General features: G+C 68.3%; 13 protein-coding genes. 10 read left to right on the top strand and 3 right to left on the bottom strand.

Annotation, left to right across the window (positions count from 1 at the left end):
* Positions 1-199 precede the first annotated feature (199 nt).
* On the top strand, positions 200-2,467 hold the full coding sequence (locus tag ABE571_RS09360; protein WP_313210599.1) for a TonB-dependent receptor: 2,268 nt from the start codon (positions 200-202) through the stop codon (positions 2,465-2,467).
* A 133-nt stretch (positions 2,468-2,600) separates the two neighbouring features.
* Positions 2,601-3,071 carry a hypothetical protein gene (locus ABE571_RS09355; RefSeq protein ID WP_346493601.1) on the top strand — a complete coding sequence of 157 codons (471 nt, stop codon included), beginning with the start codon at positions 2,601-2,603 and terminating at the stop codon, positions 3,069-3,071.
* Between the two features lie 24 nt (positions 3,072-3,095).
* Here ABE571_RS09355 and ABE571_RS09350 read toward each other — a convergent pair whose 3' ends face one another.
* Complete coding sequence (locus ABE571_RS09350; RefSeq protein WP_313210601.1) at positions 3,096-3,944, bottom strand: phosphatase PAP2 family protein; 849 nt, start codon at positions 3,942-3,944, stop codon at positions 3,096-3,098.
* A 256-nt stretch (positions 3,945-4,200) separates the two neighbouring features.
* Between ABE571_RS09350 and ABE571_RS09345 the strand changes: the two genes are divergently transcribed.
* A complete protein-coding gene (locus ABE571_RS09345; protein ID WP_346493600.1) occupies positions 4,201-5,082 on the top strand; it encodes a hypothetical protein in 882 nt (293 codons plus the stop codon).
* A gap of 11 nt (positions 5,083-5,093) precedes the next feature.
* Entirely contained in the window at positions 5,094-6,302 is a 1,209-nt protein-coding gene (locus tag ABE571_RS09340; RefSeq protein WP_346462768.1) for a DUF4785 domain-containing protein, read from the top strand.
* Between the two features lie 10 nt (positions 6,303-6,312).
* Here the strand turns inward: ABE571_RS09340 and ABE571_RS09335 are convergent, their stop codons facing one another.
* Positions 6,313-7,143 carry an ATP-binding cassette domain-containing protein gene (locus ABE571_RS09335; protein WP_346462767.1) on the bottom strand — a complete coding sequence of 277 codons (831 nt, stop codon included), beginning with the start codon at positions 7,141-7,143 and terminating at the stop codon, positions 6,313-6,315.
* A gap of 150 nt (positions 7,144-7,293) precedes the next feature.
* Between ABE571_RS09335 and ABE571_RS09330 the strand changes: the two genes are divergently transcribed.
* The 6 genes from ABE571_RS09330 to ABE571_RS09305 all read left to right on the top strand — a co-directional run bounded on the left by ABE571_RS09330 (position 7,294) and on the right by ABE571_RS09305 (position 14,948).
* Positions 7,294-8,496, top strand: a complete 1,203-nt coding sequence (locus ABE571_RS09330; protein ID WP_123730986.1) for a fatty acid desaturase — start codon at positions 7,294-7,296, stop codon at positions 8,494-8,496.
* A 45-nt stretch (positions 8,497-8,541) separates the two neighbouring features.
* Positions 8,542-8,877, top strand: a complete 336-nt coding sequence (locus ABE571_RS09325; RefSeq protein WP_346493599.1) for an EF-hand domain-containing protein — start codon at positions 8,542-8,544, stop codon at positions 8,875-8,877.
* Between the two features lie 74 nt (positions 8,878-8,951).
* Positions 8,952-9,764: a bifunctional DNA-formamidopyrimidine glycosylase/DNA-(apurinic or apyrimidinic site) lyase gene (mutM, locus tag ABE571_RS09320; protein WP_313210611.1), complete on the top strand. Its 813-nt coding sequence runs from the start codon at positions 8,952-8,954 to the stop codon at positions 9,762-9,764.
* Positions 9,765-9,829: 65 nt separating this feature from the next.
* Positions 9,830-10,393 carry an ECF-type sigma factor gene (locus ABE571_RS09315; RefSeq protein WP_313210613.1) on the top strand — a complete coding sequence of 188 codons (564 nt, stop codon included), beginning with the start codon at positions 9,830-9,832 and terminating at the stop codon, positions 10,391-10,393.
* 30 nt (positions 10,394-10,423) lie between these two features.
* On the top strand, positions 10,424-13,267 hold the full coding sequence (locus ABE571_RS09310) for a protein kinase (RefSeq protein ID WP_346493598.1): 2,844 nt from the start codon (positions 10,424-10,426) through the stop codon (positions 13,265-13,267).
* 79 nt (positions 13,268-13,346) lie between these two features.
* On the top strand, positions 13,347-14,948 hold the full coding sequence (locus tag ABE571_RS09305) for a glucan biosynthesis protein D (protein ID WP_313210617.1): 1,602 nt from the start codon (positions 13,347-13,349) through the stop codon (positions 14,946-14,948).
* On the opposite strand, the gene ABE571_RS09300 is transcribed toward ABE571_RS09305, so the two are convergent.
* On the bottom strand, positions 14,949-15,569 hold the full coding sequence (locus ABE571_RS09300; protein WP_313210619.1) for a thymidine kinase: 621 nt from the start codon (positions 15,567-15,569) through the stop codon (positions 14,949-14,951).
* Between the last annotated feature and the right edge of the window lie 31 nt (positions 15,570-15,600).

Genomic DNA, 15,600 nt, shown 5'->3' with positions numbered 1-15,600 from the left:
CCGAAGCGATGGCGCGCCCGGCAGAACAGCCGGGCAGGGCATTCAGGCCATGACCGGGGAGGTCAGGCCGCGACGGCCGTCACAACGCGCGTGCCCGGGAGGGCGTAATGAATAGCGGTTGTTTGCGGCTCTGTTGCTGTACTGCAACAATTGTCTGGTAGCGCCGGTCCACCACCCCTCCCAACACAGCCTAAACGCCATGTTCCCGAACCGCACTGCCCACGGCCGTTTCCCGTCCGTGCACCCGCTCGTTGTCGCCCTTGCCGCCCTGCTGCCATTGACGGCCGCAGCCCAGGACGCCCCCGCCGCCAAGGATCCGGTCGCCCTCGATACGCTGCAGGTCACGGCGCAACGCCGCGTCGAAAACGCCAAGGACGTGCCGGTCTCGATCTCGGCCATCCAGGGTGAAAAGCTCGACGTGCTCGGTTCGGCCGGCGATGACATCCGCTTCCTGTCGGCGCGTGTGCCCAGCCTGAACATTGAATCGTCCTACGGTCGTGCCTTCCCGCGGTTCTACATCCGCGGCCTGGGCAACACCGATTTCGACCTCAATGCCTCGCAGCCGGTCTCGCTGGTGTATGACGATGTGGTGCAGGAAAGCCCGCTGCTGAAGGGCTTCCCGCTGTTCGACCTGGCCGGTGTGGAAGTGCTGCGCGGCCCGCAGGGCACGCTGTTCGGCCGCAACACCCCGGCCGGCGTGGTGAAATTCGATTCGGCGCGTCCCTCGCAGGATGCCGACGGCTACATCAAGGTCGCCTACGGCAGCTACAACACCTGGAACACGCAGGGCGCCTACGGCGGCCCGTTGACCGACCGCTGGTCGGCGCGCGTGTCCGCGCTGTACCAGCGCCGCGACGACTGGGTCACCAACACCCGCCAGGGCGCCCCGGCGCAGGGCTTCGAGGGCTATGACGAAGCCGCCGCCCGCGTGCAGTTCCTGTACGAAGGCGACGATGTCGAAGCGCTGTTCAACCTGCACAAGCGCAAGCTCAACGGCACCGCGCGCCTGTTCCGCGCCAACATCCTCAAGCCGGGCACCAACCAGCTGGTCGAGAACTTCGACCGCGATGAAGTCTCCACCGATGGCCAGAACTTCTCCGACCTGGAAACCTGGGGCGGCAGCGCGCGCCTGAAGTGGGATCTGGGCCGCGTGACGCTGCACTCGATCACCGGTTACGAGACCGCCGAATCGCTGAACCACGGCGACATCGACGGCGGCTACGGTGCCAGCTTCCTGGGCGCCGGCAACTACGGCCCGGGCAACATCCCGTTCGCCTCCGAATCGGCCGATGGCCTGCCGCACCACCGCCAGTGGACCCAGGAATTCCGCGTGGAATCCAATGAGTGGGGCCGCTTCGACTGGCAGGCCGGCGTGTTCTACTTCGATGAAGATGTCACCATCGACAGCTTCAACTACGACTCGCTGACCCCGGGCAATCCGCAGACCGGTCACGCCGTGCAGCAGCAGCGCAACAAGGCGTGGGCCGCGTTCGCCTCCGGCGATTTCGACGTGACCGAGCGCTTCAAGCTGCGCGGTGGCGTGCGTTACACGCAGGACAAGAAGGACTTCAGCGCCAGCGTGCTGCAGGCCGTGCCGTTCGGTACCCCGGTCAGCGGCCCGTACATCGCCAGGACCGACGTCAACGACGTCAGCTGGGACCTGAGCGGCGTCTACCAGATCACCGACAACCTCAACGCGTATGCCCGCGTGGCCAAGGGCTTCCGCGCGCCGTCGATCCAGGGCCGCCTGGCCTTTGGTGGCGTCTCGCAGGCCGATTCGGAGAAGGTGATCTCCTACGAGGCCGGCATCAAGGCCGACCTGTTCGATCGTCGCGCGCGCCTGGGCTTCAACGTGTTCCGCTACAACGTTGATGGCCAGCAGCTGATCGCCGTGGGTGGCACCAACAACACCGCGACCCTGCTCAATGCCGACAAGACCCTCGGCCAGGGCGCCGAGCTCGACTTCGAAGCCTACCTGACCGACCACGTGCTGCTGACCCTGGGCAGCAGCTACAACGACACCGAGATCAAGGACAAGGATCTGGCGGTGGCGATCTGTGGCGGCGGCTGCACCATCACCGACCCGACCACGGTCATCGATGGCGGCACTTACGCACTGGTCAACGGCAACCCGCTGCCGCAGGCGCCGAAGTGGATCCACAACCTGACGTTGCGCGCCGGCTTCCCAGTCAACGATGCCAGCGAGTTCTACGTCTACACCGACTGGGCCTACCGCAGCGAAGTGAACTTCTTCCTGTACGAGTCGCCGGAGTTCCGCAGCCGCTCCTCGCTGGAAGGTGGCCTGCGCCTGGGCTACAACTGGGATTACGGCCAGTACGACGTGGCCGTGTACGGCCGCAACCTGACCGACCAGGTCCGCGTGGTGGGCGCAATCGACTTCAACAACCTGACCGGCTTCCTCAACGAGCCGCGTACGTTCGGTCTGGAGTTCACCGCGAAGTTCTGATCCACGTCATGCGGTAGCGGTAGGTGCCCACCGTTGGTGGGCACGTTGAAAAACGAAGAACGGCGCGGAGAAATCCGCGCCGTTTTCTATTCCCCGGCCAGCAATCCGCGGCATTCCACGTAAGATCAAAGGCATGGACGAAACGGACTACAAGCGATCTACACGGCGATGGGCGTTCCTGTTCTGGGCGGCCATGGATGCGGTACAGGTCGCTTTCTACGCCTTGTCGGCACTGCAACGCGGACGTATTCCCTACGTCGATGATGCTCATGGGTCCCTGGCCGTTCTGCAAAGCCATGGGTACGCCACCCTGCTGACGCTGGTGCCCAGCTGGATGCTGCAGGCAAGCCTGATTGCATCGGCTGTACTGCTGCTGCGTCATAGCCGATATGGCGTGCTTCTGGCGTACGCGCAGATACCGTTGCGGCTGATGTTTTTAGTGCCGTCGGTGCCCTTTGCGTTGTCGGCGCTTCAGGGCCTCACCATGGCCCCGACCGCCAGCGTGCTGATGGCGGTGGGGCTGATGTTGGTGATCGAGCTGCTCAAGATGGGGACGCTGCGTCGAAAACCTGGTCTCTCTGCTGTTTACGGCACCGTCCAGTAACGTGCCGCGCCGTCACTGGTCGCCTTACAGCGCGCTCGCCGGCCGCACCTTCAACACCGCTTCTTCAGTCGCGCAATCCCGTGCCGAATGCAGCCCCGCCTTGCGTGCCGCCACGATTTCCTTGCGTGCAGCCAGCAGGTCGCTGTTGAAGGCGGCATTGTCATGCAGGCGTGCCACAGCAGCAGCGCCCATGAAACGGCCTTCCAGAATGTCGCTCTGCCAATGCACGTTGCAGACCAGGCGGCTCTCGCCGTAGTTGCGGCCGCGTGCCTGGATCGCATCGGCGCGGTCCGGGGCGATCTCCGAGAGGATCAGGGCCCAGGCCCAGCCGATCGAGGTGTGGCCGGACGGATAGGAGCCGTTGCCGCGCAGGTCCTGCTCGTCTTCCGGCGAACAGGTCGGTTCGTTGTTGACCATGAACGGCCGCGCGCGCTGGTAGTGCTTCTTCGCCGTGCGGGTGGCCGCGCTGGCATCGATCCGGCTGCGTTCGAGCAGGCGGTACAGGGCCGGCGTCTTCACCGCATCCACGTCGACATCGATCGCGCACGAGAACTGGTTGGCACCGGCCGGGAAGGCGAGTTCGGCGTCGCGGTGGGCCTGTTCGAAGCGCGGGCTGCCGCGCAGGGCACGGGCTTCACGGCTGACCTGTTCGTCCAGTGCGAAGCTGGCCGAACCGGCGGCCGGCGGTGCCGGTACCAGTGCCAGGCTGTCCGGCACGGCCGTGCTCTGCAGGTAGCCGACCGCCTTGGTGGTGACCGAGGCTTCCACCGCCGTGGTGCGCGGCGCGGCCGTTGACGAACAGCCGGCGAGGGCGGCGAGCAGGGCGGTCACCAGCAGCGGGCGAACGGCAGCAGAGCGCAGGGACGACGACATCGGCAGGTCTCGGAGAGGGGGAGCCGCATGATCGCAGCTTCCTCTGGCAACGACAGCGGCCGTTCGTCATCCGGCCAGATCCGGCATGGCCGTGCCCCGGATGACGGAAACCCGCGACTGGTTCACGGATTTCATGGGTCGCACGACATAGCGTCATCGCAGGCGCCATCGATCGTCATATCTCCATGGATATATGCACCCCATGGCAACGCGGCAGCGCCGGTCATCAGGGGGATCACCTGCAAGGAGACAGCGGATGCGAAGCAACGCGGGAAGGTGGGGTGGCGGTCTCGCCCTGGGGCTGATGCTGGCGTGCGCGAGCGTGCACGCGGCCGATGTGGTGGGCGTGGCGTTCGTGCACGGCACCGGCAAGCAGACCGACGCACGTACGGACTACTGGCAGCCGGGCATCATCGACACCGTGCGCCAGGGGCTGCCCAACAGCAGCAACTACACCGTCATCAACTGTGATTTCGAACAGTACATGTGGACGCCCGAGGCGGCGGGTTGCCTGGCCGGGCAGCTGACCACCTTCATCAACAGCAAGGGCATCACCAAACTGGTGGTGATCACCCATTCCAACGGCGGCAACGTGGTGCGCTGGGTCCTCTCCAACCCCACGTATGACAGCCGCTATCCGAAAATCATCCAGACGGTCAGCAAGGTCACTGCGCTGGCGCCGTCCTCGGCCGGCACGCCGCTCGCCGACGCGGTGCTCAACGGCAACGTGTTCGAAACCTCGGTGGGCTGGCTGCTGGGCTACAAGAGCGATGCCGTGCGGCAGCAGCAGGTGGGCCACATGGCCACCTACAACGCGCAGAACCTGTACGGCACCGCCGGCCGCCCTGCGTTGCCCAAGCCGTTCCGCGCCGTGGTCGGCTCGGATGTGGAATCGGCGGTGTGGGACAGCAACAGCTACTGCGGTGGCTATGCGCAGAACGTGGGCCTGGAGTTCACCCAGAACTGGTTGAACAGCTGCTCGGACGGCTTCCTGGAGTGCAGCAGCCAGAAGGCGGCCGGTACGACCTGGTTCACCGACACGCAGCGCACCCGGGGCGCCGAGCCGCTCAGCCACAACCAGAGCCGGCGCGAATGCTTCGGCCTGGGCACGATCCTGCGCAACGACCTGACCCTGTGAGGAGCCTCCCGATGATGCGACAGACGACGATCGCGGTGGCCCTGCTCGCCGCCCTGGCAGCCTTGCCACTGCAGGCGGCACAACCGTTGCTGGCCGCCCGCGCCAGCGACCAGGTCCCGCGTGCGGTAGAGCGTGCGCCCCTGCCGGCCGGACCGGTGGAGCAGGCACCGCTGAGCTTTGCGTGGGCGCTGGATCCCGCCCAGGCACTGGCCGCTGCGCCGGCCTTCATGGCCAGCAGCCGCAGCTACTGGGAGATGGTGGACGCGCCGGCGCTGCAGCAGGGCCTGGCCTTGCCGCTGACCGCGCCCGACGCGGTGATCCAGCTCAGTCCGGTGCAGGGCGCGCGTGCGCTGGATACCACCCAATGGCAGGTGCGTGACCCGGCCGGTGCGCTGGCGGTGGCCCAGGTGGTCGATGAGCAGCAACTGCGCGCGGCCGGGATGTCGGTCGGCACGGGCACGGCCATGGTCCGCACGGGCACCACATCGGCGGTCGGCAGCTACCGGCTGCAGAGCACACAGGCCCAGGGCCGCTACGTGGTGCAGGTGCTGGAACCCAACAGCCCGATCGCCCTGCAGCTGCAGGCGAGCAGCGAACGGGTGCTCGCCGGGGGCACGCTGGCGCTGAGCGCGCGTCTGGTCAACGACGGTGGCGCGGCTGCGGCACGGCCCGCCCGTGCCAGTACGCGGCCGCTGCCGGCCGTGGGCGAGGCCCTGCTGGTGGCGCCGGATGGCCGCAGCTGGCCGGTGCCGCTGGTCGCCGCCAAAGACGGTCTACGTGCCCAGGTGACGGTGCCGCAGGACATCGGCACGGCGCAGGGGCTGTGGGAGCTGCAGGCGTTCGTCAGTGCCGACGGCGTGCAGCGCGATGCCAAGGTGGCGTTCGCGGTGGCGCAGCCGACGGCGCGCTTCCAGGGCCAGGTCGAGGCGGATGCCAGCCGCCGCGAGGTGCGCCTGCCGTTGCAGATCGGTGCGCCCGGCCGCTACGAGGCGCGCGGTACGCTGTATGCCACCGGCCCGGACGGGACGCTGCGGCCCGTCGCGCAGGCACACAGTGCGGCGTGGTTCGCGACGGCAGGGGCGGGTGAGCTGCGCCTGCCGTTCGCCAGCGTGGCGTTGCCGAGTGGCTATGCCGCCCCGTTCGAAGTGCGCGACCTGCAGTTGCAGGACCAGAGCCGGATGGCACCGATCGAATCGCGTGCGGTGGCGGTGAGGTTCTAGGCTGCGTGACCTAACCCGCGAACGCACTCAATCGGCCGGCCTGATCCACCACCCGGATCGGGCCGCCGAACAGCTGGGACAACGGTGCATCGCGCAGCAGCTCCGCGCGCGGGCCGTCAGCGAGGATCTTGCCGCCGCGCAGCATCACCACCCGCTCGATCTCAGGGATGATCTCCTCGATGTGATGAGTGACCAGCACCAGGGTGATGCCCTGGCGGGCGAGCTCGCGCATGGTGGCGATCAGCTGCTCGCGCGCGATCAGGTCCAGCCCGGTGGAGGGTTCATCCAGCAGCAGGGCCTGCGGGCGGTTCACCAGCGCCCGGGCGATCAGCACGCGCCGGGTTTCCCCGGCCGAGAGTTCGGCATAGCCGCGCTGCAGCAGCGGCAGGGCACCGGTCATGGCCAGGGTTTCACGGGCGCGCTCGCGCATCTCCGGGCTCACCTCGCGGAAGGCCGGCACCACGAAGCTGGCGAAGAAGCCGGTCAGCACCGCCTCTTCCACGGTCAGCCCGGGCATGTCGGAAAGGTTGCTGCTCAGGTCGCCGGTGACGATGCCCAGCTGCGAGCGCAGCCGGTCCACCTGCCAGCGGTTCTGGCCGAGCACGCGCACCGCCACCGTGCCATCACCGTGCGCCAGCGGGTACAGCTCGCGGGTGATCAGTTTGATGAAGGACGACTTGCCGCAGCCATTGGGGCCGAGCAACGCGGTGTGCTGGCCCTGTTCGATGCGCAGGCTGAGATCGTGCAGGACCCGGACCTGGCCGCGGATGACACAGGCGCGGTCGAGCTCGATCAGGGGGACGGGGGAGGCCGGCACCGCCGGTGAGGCTGCGACTGTCATGAATGCGGGGGCATGCTCACGAAGGTAAGGGGAGAACTGAATGACTGCGCAAAAATGGCATCGAAGGGATGAAGTTTGCAACGTCTGGCCCCATCATGTCCGAAGGTATCCCTGTTTCCTTGACGGCCGACTGCGGCCCGGAGTCCTGCGATGTTCGATACGCTCCTCAACTTCCTGACCGGCGGTGTCGTCGGCCTCGGCTGGTGGGGCATGGGTCTGGTGTTGCTGGTGTTCACCCAGCTGACCATCTTTGCCGTGACGCTGTATCTGCACCGCAGCCAGGCGCACCGGGGGGTGGATTTCCACCCGGTGATCGCGCACTTCTTCCGCTTCTGGACCTGGCTCACCACCTCCATGATCACCAAGGAGTGGGTGGCGATCCATCGCAAGCACCACGCCAAGGTGGAAACCGATGAAGACCCGCACAGCCCGGTGACCAAGGGCATCGGCATGGTGTTCTGGCGGGGCGTGGAGCTGTACCGCGAGGCCCGCGCGATGCGCGCGGACATCGAGCAGTACGGCCGCGGTGCTCCGGATGACTGGATCGAGCGTCACCTGTACACCCCGCACGCCAATCTCGGCCCTGTCGCGCTGCTGGTGATCAACAGCGTGCTGTTCGGCCTGCCTGGCGTGGCCCTGTGGGCGATCCAGATGGCCTGGATCCCGTTCTGGGCCGCCGGCGTCATCAATGGCCTGGGCCACTGGTGGGGCTACCGCAACTTCGAATCGGCCGACACCTCCACCAATCTGACGCCGTGGGCGTTCTGGGTGGGCGGCGAAGAGCTGCACAACAACCACCATGCCTTCCCGAGCTCGGCGCGCTTCTCGATGCGCCGCTGGGAGTTCGACATCGGCTGGGCGGTGATCCGCGGCCTGCAGGCGGTGCGTCTGGCCAAGGTGCTGCGCGTGGCGCCGAGCATGGACGTGCGCCCGAACATCGCCGTGCCGGATGCGGAAACCCTCAAGGCCCTGCTGTCGCATCGCTTCCAGGCGATGACCGATTACCAGCGCAACGTATTCGTGCCAGCCCTGCGCGAAGAGGCCGCGATGGCCGGCGCCAAGCTGCGCAAGCTGCTGCCGCGCCGCATGCGCCGTGGCCTGGTCAACGACGGCCGCTGGCTCAAGCCGGATTGCCGCGCCCAGCTCAGCACGTGGGTCGAGCAGCGCCCGCGGATCCGCGTGCTGGTCGAACACCGCGCGCGTCTGGCGGCCCTGCTGGAAGCGCGCGGTAATGACGCCGCCGAGCGCTTGAAGCTGCTGCAGGCCTGGTGCCATGAAGCCGAAGCCAGTGGCATCGCCGCGCTGCAGAACTACGCCGCGCGCCTGAAAGGCTACGCACTGACGGCGCACTGATCGGTGCGCTTCCCAACCGGGAACGTCTCCGCGAAACGCCGCCTTGTGCGGCGTTTCGCGTGTCTGGGCCTGGCCGTGGGCCTGCTCGGCGCGACGGCACAGGCGCAGGTCACGGATACCGGCAGCTACCTGCAGCGCATGGACACCGACGGCGACGGCCGGGTCAGCGTGGAGGAATACGTGCAGTGGCTGCTGTACGCCTTTGACCGCATGGACCGCAACGGCGATGGCGTGCTCAGCGCCGATGAGCTGCCCGGTGGCAAAGGCCCGTCGATCACGCGGGAGCAGCAGCGGCAGACGCTGATCCAGCGGTTCCACAAACAGGATGCGAATGGCGACGGGTATCTGAGTGCGCGCGAGTTGGCTGCGCCGCCGCGCTGAACGTCGCGCCCGGACCGCCGCGAGGCAGCGCACGCTCTACCGCGGTTCATCGGGGGACGCCTTAGAATCCCCCCATGCCCGAGCTTCCCGAAGTAGAAACCACCCGTCGCGGCCTGGCCCCGCACCTGGAAGGCCGCAACGTCCACGGCGTGATCCTGCGCCGGCCCGACCTGCGCTGGCCAATCCCGCCGGAGATCAGCACGCTGCTCCCCGGGCAGGCCATCCAGGGCGTGCGCCGCCGCGCCAAGTACCTGCTGCTCGATACCGCCATTGGCAGCGCACTGCTGCACCTGGGCATGTCCGGCAGCCTGCGCGTACTGCCCGGCGACACCCCGGTGCGCGCACACGACCACGTCGACATCAGCCTGGACAACGGCCGCCTGCTGCGCTTCAACGACCCGCGCCGGTTCGGCAGCCTGCTCTGGCAGCCGGCCGGGGAGACCCATGAGCTGCTGGCAGCGCTGGGGCCCGAGCCGCTGGATGACGCGTTCGATGGCGACTACCTGTTCGCCCGCAGCCGTGGCCGCAGCGCCTCGGTGAAGACCTTCCTGATGGACCAGGGCATCGTGGTCGGGGTGGGCAACATCTATGCCGCCGAAAGCCTGTTCATGGCCGGGATCAACCCGCTGCGCGAGGCCGGCAAGATCTCCCGCGCGCGCTATCAGCGCCTGGCCGATGCGGTGAAACAGATCCTGGCCTACGCCATCACCCGCGGCGGCACCACCCTGCGCGATTTCATCAATCCGGACGGGGCGCCGGGGTACTTCGAGCAGGAGCTGCTGGTGTACGGGCGTGAAGGCGAGCCCTGCCGCCAGTGCGGCCGGCTGCTCCGCCACGCCACCATCGGCCAGCGCGCCAGCGTCTGGTGCGGGCACTGCCAGCGCTGAATCGTCGCGCGGCTGTCGCCCACCGGGCGGTATAGTCCGCCCAACGTCACCGGCGGGGGTGTGCGATGGACGAAGCACCGGATATCACCGTATGGCTGGATTCGGCCCGGGCGGGCGACCGCGCCGCGCTCGACCGGGTCCTGACCCTGCTCTATCACGAGCTGCACAGCATGGCCCGCCGGCAGCTGGCCGGACAGCAGGGACGCACCCTGGATGCCACCTCGCTGGTGCACGAGTCCTACCTGAAGCTGCTCGGCTCCCGCGGCGCGGCCCGCTTCGAGGATCGCGCGCATTTCTTCGCCTACGCCGCCTCGGCGATGCGCAGCGTGGTGGTGGATTACGCACGCAACCGGCTCGCGCGCAAGCGCGGCGGTGATCTCAAGCGGGTGGAGCTGCCGGAGAACAGCAGCAGCGGCGTGCGTCTGGATGAAGATCTGCTGGCGCTGGATGTGGCGCTGGCCCAGCTGCATGCGGTGGATGCACACCTGGCCAAGGTGGTGGAACTGCGTTACTTCGCCGGCCTGTCCGAGCAGGAGATTGCGGATCTGTGCCAACGCTCGGAGCGCAGCATCCGCCGCGACTGGCAGAAGGCGCGCATGTTCCTGCTGGCTTCGGTCGGGGAGCCCTGAAAGGCCACGCATCGTCCGGGGAGAGGACCGATGGAGGCGTCACGCTGGCGGCAGTTGTCCTGCCTGCTGGATCAATTGCTGGAACTGCCCGAACCGGCGCGTGAGCAGCGGCTCGCGCGCCTGCGTGTGGAGGATCCGGGCCTGGCCGACGATGTGGAGCGCCTGCTCGCGCATGAGCGCGACAGCCACGAGTTCCTGGCCCAGCCGCTGTGGACCGCCGCGCCGGAGGACAGCCGGGTGGGCACGCGCGTCGGCCCCTACCGCTTGCTCCGGCCCCTCGGCGAGGGCGGGATGGGTGAGGTCTGGCTGGCCGAGCGCGCCGATGGCCTGTATGAGCGCCAGGTCGCGCTGAAGCTGCTGCGCAGCGGCTACGCCGATCCCGGCCTGCGTCAGCGCTTCAGCCGCGAACGCGAGATTCTGGCGCGGCTGCAGCACCCGAACCTGGCCCATCTGCTGGATGCCGGCGTGGATCTGCAGGGGCAGCCTTACCTTGCGCTGGCCTACGTGGAAGGCGAGCCGATCACCGAGCACTGCCAGCGCCTGGCGCTCCCGCTGGAGCGGCGGCTGCAGCTGATGTTGCAGGTCTGCGCGGTGGTCAGCCATGCGCATGCCAACCTGATCGTGCACCGCGACCTCAAGCCCTCCAACATCCTGGTCACGGCCGAGGGCGACGTGAAGCTGCTGGATTTCGGCATCGCCAAGCTGCTCGACGATGACGAGGGCAAACCGCCCGTGCATCCTCCCACCGAAGCGCGGGCGTTCACCCTGCACTACGCCGCGCCGGAACAGGTCCGCGGCGAGCCGGTGTCCACGCTGACCGATGTGTACTCGCTGGGCGTGGTGCTGTTCGAGGTGATCACCGGGCAGAAGCCCTATCGCCTGCGCCGGCACAGCGATGCCGAGTGGGAGCGCTCGATCCTGGAGGTGCAGGCACCGCGCGCCTCGGCCGTCATGGCGCGCGTGGCCGCCGCCGGTGGCGAACAGGCCGGGGCAGCCCGGCGACTGTCGCGGCGCCTGCGCGGCGATCTGGACACCATCCTGCTCAAGGCCCTGCAGAAGGATCCTGCGCAGCGCTACGCCTCGGTGGAAGCCCTGGCCCAGGACCTGCGCCGCTTCCTCGAAGGCCGTCCGATCCACGCGCGCCCGCAGCATGTGGGCTACCGGCTGCGCAAATATCTGGGGCGGCATCGCTGGGGCGTAGCGTTGGGCAGCATGGCCGTGCTGGCGCTGCTCGCATTGGCATTGACTGCGTTGTGGCAGATGCAGCAGGCGCGGCGGGAGATCGCGCGTGCCCAGGCCATGCAGGATTTCACGGTCGGCCTGTTCGATCGCGCCGCCGGCGTGCGCCATGGCAGCTTCGATCTGCGCCAGCTGCTGGCCACCGGTCAGCAACGCGGTGAGGCGGAACTGCGCGATCAACCGCTGTCGCTGGCCGAGCTGGAGGGCGTGATCGGCCGGCTGCGGATCGGCATGGGCGACTACCAGCTGGCGCTGCAGACGCTGGACCGACAACGCGCGCTGCTGGAGGAGGCCGGCGAGGTGCCGCCCACCCTGCAGCTGGAAGCGGTGACCCAGCGCGGCCGTGCGCTGCGCATGCTGGGCCGCTCGCGCGAGTGCGTGACCCACCTCACTCCGATGCAGGCGCTGGCCGCCGAGTACCGCCTGCGGCTGCCGGCGGCCGTGGCCGAGTACCACACCCAACTCGGGCGCTGCCAACAACTTCTGGGGTACCGCGACAACGCCCGCGCCGCCTTCGAACAGGCACGGGTGCTGCGGCGCGATGTACTGCGCGATACCCCCGGCACCTCCGAGAGCCTGGCCGACCTGGCCGCACTGGACAGCGACGATGGCCGCGCCCCGGCGGCACTGGCCGGCTACCGGCAAGCGCTGCAGCTGCTGCAGGCCGGTGACACCGTGCGGTATCCCCAGTTGATCGCGCTGCGCCGGCACATGGGCGAGACGCTGGCTGCGCAGGGCGATCTGGACGCGGCCGAGCGGGCCCTGAAGATCGCCAGTGCCGATGCGGTGGGCATGTATGGGCCGGATCACCCGGAAACCCTGTCGATCCGTCGCTTGCGTGCCCTGCTGGCGATGCAGCGCGGTGATCTTGAGCAGGCCCAGACCCAGCTGCAGCAGGTCCATCACCTGACCCGGCAGGCCCTGGGCGAGCAACACCGCGACACCGGGCTGACCTGGCACGCGCTGGGCCGGTTGGCACTGGAGCGCGGTGACAGCACCGTGGCGATCGATGACTTCGCCCGGGCGGTGGCGATCTGGCGACAACCCGACTGCGTGGGGCTGCTGCCGCAGGGCCTGTATGACCTGGGCGAAGCCTTGGCCCAGGCGGGGCGCTGGCAGGCGGCGCTGGCTGCCCTGCATGAGGGCCGGCAGTGGCAGGCGGCGCAACGGGGCGACGACGATGCGTCCGTGCAGCAGGCGGATCGGCGCATGGCCGAACTGGTCAGCGCCTACGGCGACCCGCATCAGGCCGGCGAGCAACTGGCGGCGCTGATGCGCCGGGTGGACCGGGCGGGTCCGTCCAGCCCGGCGCTGCAGCGCGCGCTGCAACTGGCCTGGGGCCGCAATCTGGGCCGCATGGGCCAGGCCGTGGAAGCACGCCGCGCGCTGGCCCCGTTGCTGGTGGGCGACGCCGCCGATCAGGGCAGCCGCGTCCTGCGCTGGCGCGCCCGCGCCGCGATGGCGGAGCTGGACTGCACGAGCGCACCGGCGCGTGCGCGTGAGGCGCTGGGGCAGCTGCAGCAGGAGCTGCAGGCACAGTGGCCGCAGGGCGGGCAGCTGCTGCAGGAGGTGAACCAGATGCGGCAGGCATGCGCACCGGCGCAGGTCGCGGCCGCCCCAGAGCACGCTGGCTGAACGCCGCCGCGCATTCACCTCGGCGAATTAACGTCTGCGTGCCTATGATGGCCGGCCCTCCCTTGCCATCGCTGCCTGCATGCAACGACGCGACTTCCTCCGCAATGCCTCCGTGGCCCTGGCCGCCTTCGGCCTGCCTGCACTGCCGGCGTGTGCCGCGCAGGGCAACCAGGTCGGCCTGCGCCGGCTGGGCGAGCCGCAGCCGTTCGATTTCGCCTCGCTGAAGGGGCAGGCCCGCGCGCTGTCCCAGGCCGCCTACCAGAGCCACAAGCGCACCCTGCCGGGTCCGGTCGAAGCGCTGGACTGGGATCAGTACCAGTCGATCCAGTACCGCCAGGATCACGCGCTGTGGGCCGACCAGCCCGGTCGCTACCAGGCCAAGTTTTTCCACCTTGGCCTGTACTTCCACTCGCCGGTGCGGATGTTCGACGTGACCGACGGCAAGGCGCAGGAGCTGGCCTACGACGGCGCCGCGTTCGACTACGGCAAGAGTGGCCTGAAGGGCAGCCATCTGCCGGCCGACCTGGGCTTTGCCGGTTTCCGTCTCAACACCCGCAAGGACACCGACCGCGACTTCGCCGCATTCCTGGGGGCCAGCTATTTCCGCGCAGTCGGCAAAGAGGGCCAGTACGGCCAGTCCGCGCGCGGTCTGGCGATCGATACCGGCACGGGCAAGCCCGAGGAGTTCCCGGATTTCATCGCCTATTACCTCGAGCAGCCGGCGGCCGACTCCAACACGCTGGTGGTGTACGCCCTGCTGGATTCGCCGAGCACCACCGGCGCCTACCGCTTTGCGATCACCAACGGCGATGTGCTGCTGATGGACATCGACTGCGCGCTGTACCCGCGCAAGGCGATCGAGCGGCTCGGCATCGCCCCGTGCACCAGCATGTACCAGGTGGGCGAGAACGACCGCCGCATGGCCTGGGACTGGCGCCCGGAGATCCACGATACCGACGGCCTGTCGATGTGGACCGGGGCCGGTGAATGGATCTGGCGGCCGCTGTGCAACCCGTACCACCTGCGCTTCAACATGTTCGTGGACAACAACCCGCGCGGCTTCGGCCTGCTCCAGCGCGACCGCAATTTCGATCACTACCAGGACGACGGCGTCTTCTACGAGAAGCGCCCGTGCCTGTGGGTGGAACCGAAGGGGCAATGGGGCAAAGGCTCGGTGCAGCTGGTCGAAATCCCGACCGTGGATGAAACCTTCGACAACATCGTGGCGTTCTGGAATCCCGAGGCCAAGCCGCAGCCGGGCCAGGAGCTGCTGCTCGGCTACCGCCTGTACTGGGGCGCCGAGCCGCCGGCGCGTACGCCGCTGGCACACTGCGTGGCCAGCCGCACCGGCCTGGGCGGGGTGATCGGCAAGCGGCGCGAGTACTTCTCCTGGCGCTTCGCGGTCGATTTCGAAGGCGGCGAACTGGCCGCGTTGATCGACAAGGGTGAGGTGGAAGCCGTGGTCCAGGTCAGCCGTGGCCGCACCGAGATCGTTTCGGCCCGCCCGCTGCGCGAGATCAAGGGCTACCGCGCCATGTTCGATCTGGTGCCGCCAGACGATTCCACCGAGCAGATCGACATCCGCCTGTACCTGCGCAGTGGCGGCAAGACGCTGACCGAAACCTGGCTGTACCAGTACAGCCCGCCGCCGAAGGGTGCGCCGGAGCGCACGTTGTACTGATCAAAGCGGCAGTGGGGCCTGTGCCGGGTCGATTCTTCCCTCGCCGCGCGTGATCTTCTTGAACTCCGCGCGGCTCACCGACACATAGCGCTCGTTGCCGCCGATCTCCACCTGCGGCCCGTCCTGCACCGCGTGGCCGTGCTCGTCCACGCGCACGGTCATCGTGGCCTTCTTGCCGCTGTGGCAGATCGTCTTGATCTCCTGCATCTCGTCGGCCCAGGCCAGCAGGTACTGGCTGCCTTCGAACAGCTCGCCGCGGAAATCGGTGCGCAGGCCGTAGCACAGCACCGGGATGCGCATCTGGTCGACCACCTCGCTGAGCTGCCAGACCTGGCTGCGGGTCAGGAACTGCGCCTCATCGACGAGGACGCAGCCCAGCAGGCCGTGCGTGGCGATGTCCTCGGCGATCAGCTGCTGCAGGTCGGTGTCCTGCTGGAACGCGATCCCGTCGGCCTTCAGGCCGATCCGCGAGGCCACTACGCCGCGCCCGGCGCGATCATCCAGCCGTGGGGTCAGGATGGCCACGCGCATGCCCCGCTCGCGGTAGTTGTGCGCCGACTGCAGCAGGGTGGTGGTCTTGCCGGCGTTCATCGCCGAATAATAGAAATAGAGCTTGGCCATGCCGGGATTTTATCCGCTCGGGCGCCCGGGC

Source organism: Stenotrophomonas sp. TWI273 (assembly GCF_039674765.1).
Taxonomy (GTDB): domain Bacteria; phylum Pseudomonadota; class Gammaproteobacteria; order Xanthomonadales; family Xanthomonadaceae; genus Stenotrophomonas.
This window is presented reverse-complemented; position numbering and strand designations above follow the sequence as displayed.

Coding starts and splice junctions, on each gene's coding strand:
- ABE571_RS09300 (WP_313210619.1), bottom strand. CDS start 15,569: ATGGCCAAGCTCTATTTCTATTATTCGGCGATGAACGCCGGCAAGACC.
- ABE571_RS09310 (WP_346493598.1), top strand. CDS start 10,424: ATGGAGGCGTCACGCTGGCGGCAGTTGTCCTGCCTGCTGGATCAATTG.
- ABE571_RS09330 (WP_123730986.1), top strand. CDS start 7,294: ATGTTCGATACGCTCCTCAACTTCCTGACCGGCGGTGTCGTCGGCCTC.
- ABE571_RS09340 (WP_346462768.1), top strand. CDS start 5,094: ATGATGCGACAGACGACGATCGCGGTGGCCCTGCTCGCCGCCCTGGCA.
- ABE571_RS09335 (WP_346462767.1), bottom strand. CDS start 7,143: ATGACAGTCGCAGCCTCACCGGCGGTGCCGGCCTCCCCCGTCCCCCTG.
- ABE571_RS09360 (WP_313210599.1), top strand. CDS start 200: ATGTTCCCGAACCGCACTGCCCACGGCCGTTTCCCGTCCGTGCACCCG.
- ABE571_RS09355 (WP_346493601.1), top strand. CDS start 2,601: ATGGACGAAACGGACTACAAGCGATCTACACGGCGATGGGCGTTCCTG.
- mutM (WP_313210611.1), top strand. CDS start 8,952: ATGCCCGAGCTTCCCGAAGTAGAAACCACCCGTCGCGGCCTGGCCCCG.
- ABE571_RS09315 (WP_313210613.1), top strand. CDS start 9,830: ATGGACGAAGCACCGGATATCACCGTATGGCTGGATTCGGCCCGGGCG.
- ABE571_RS09345 (WP_346493600.1), top strand. CDS start 4,201: ATGCGAAGCAACGCGGGAAGGTGGGGTGGCGGTCTCGCCCTGGGGCTG.
- ABE571_RS09350 (WP_313210601.1), bottom strand. CDS start 3,944: ATGTCGTCGTCCCTGCGCTCTGCTGCCGTTCGCCCGCTGCTGGTGACC.
- ABE571_RS09305 (WP_313210617.1), top strand. CDS start 13,347: ATGCAACGACGCGACTTCCTCCGCAATGCCTCCGTGGCCCTGGCCGCC.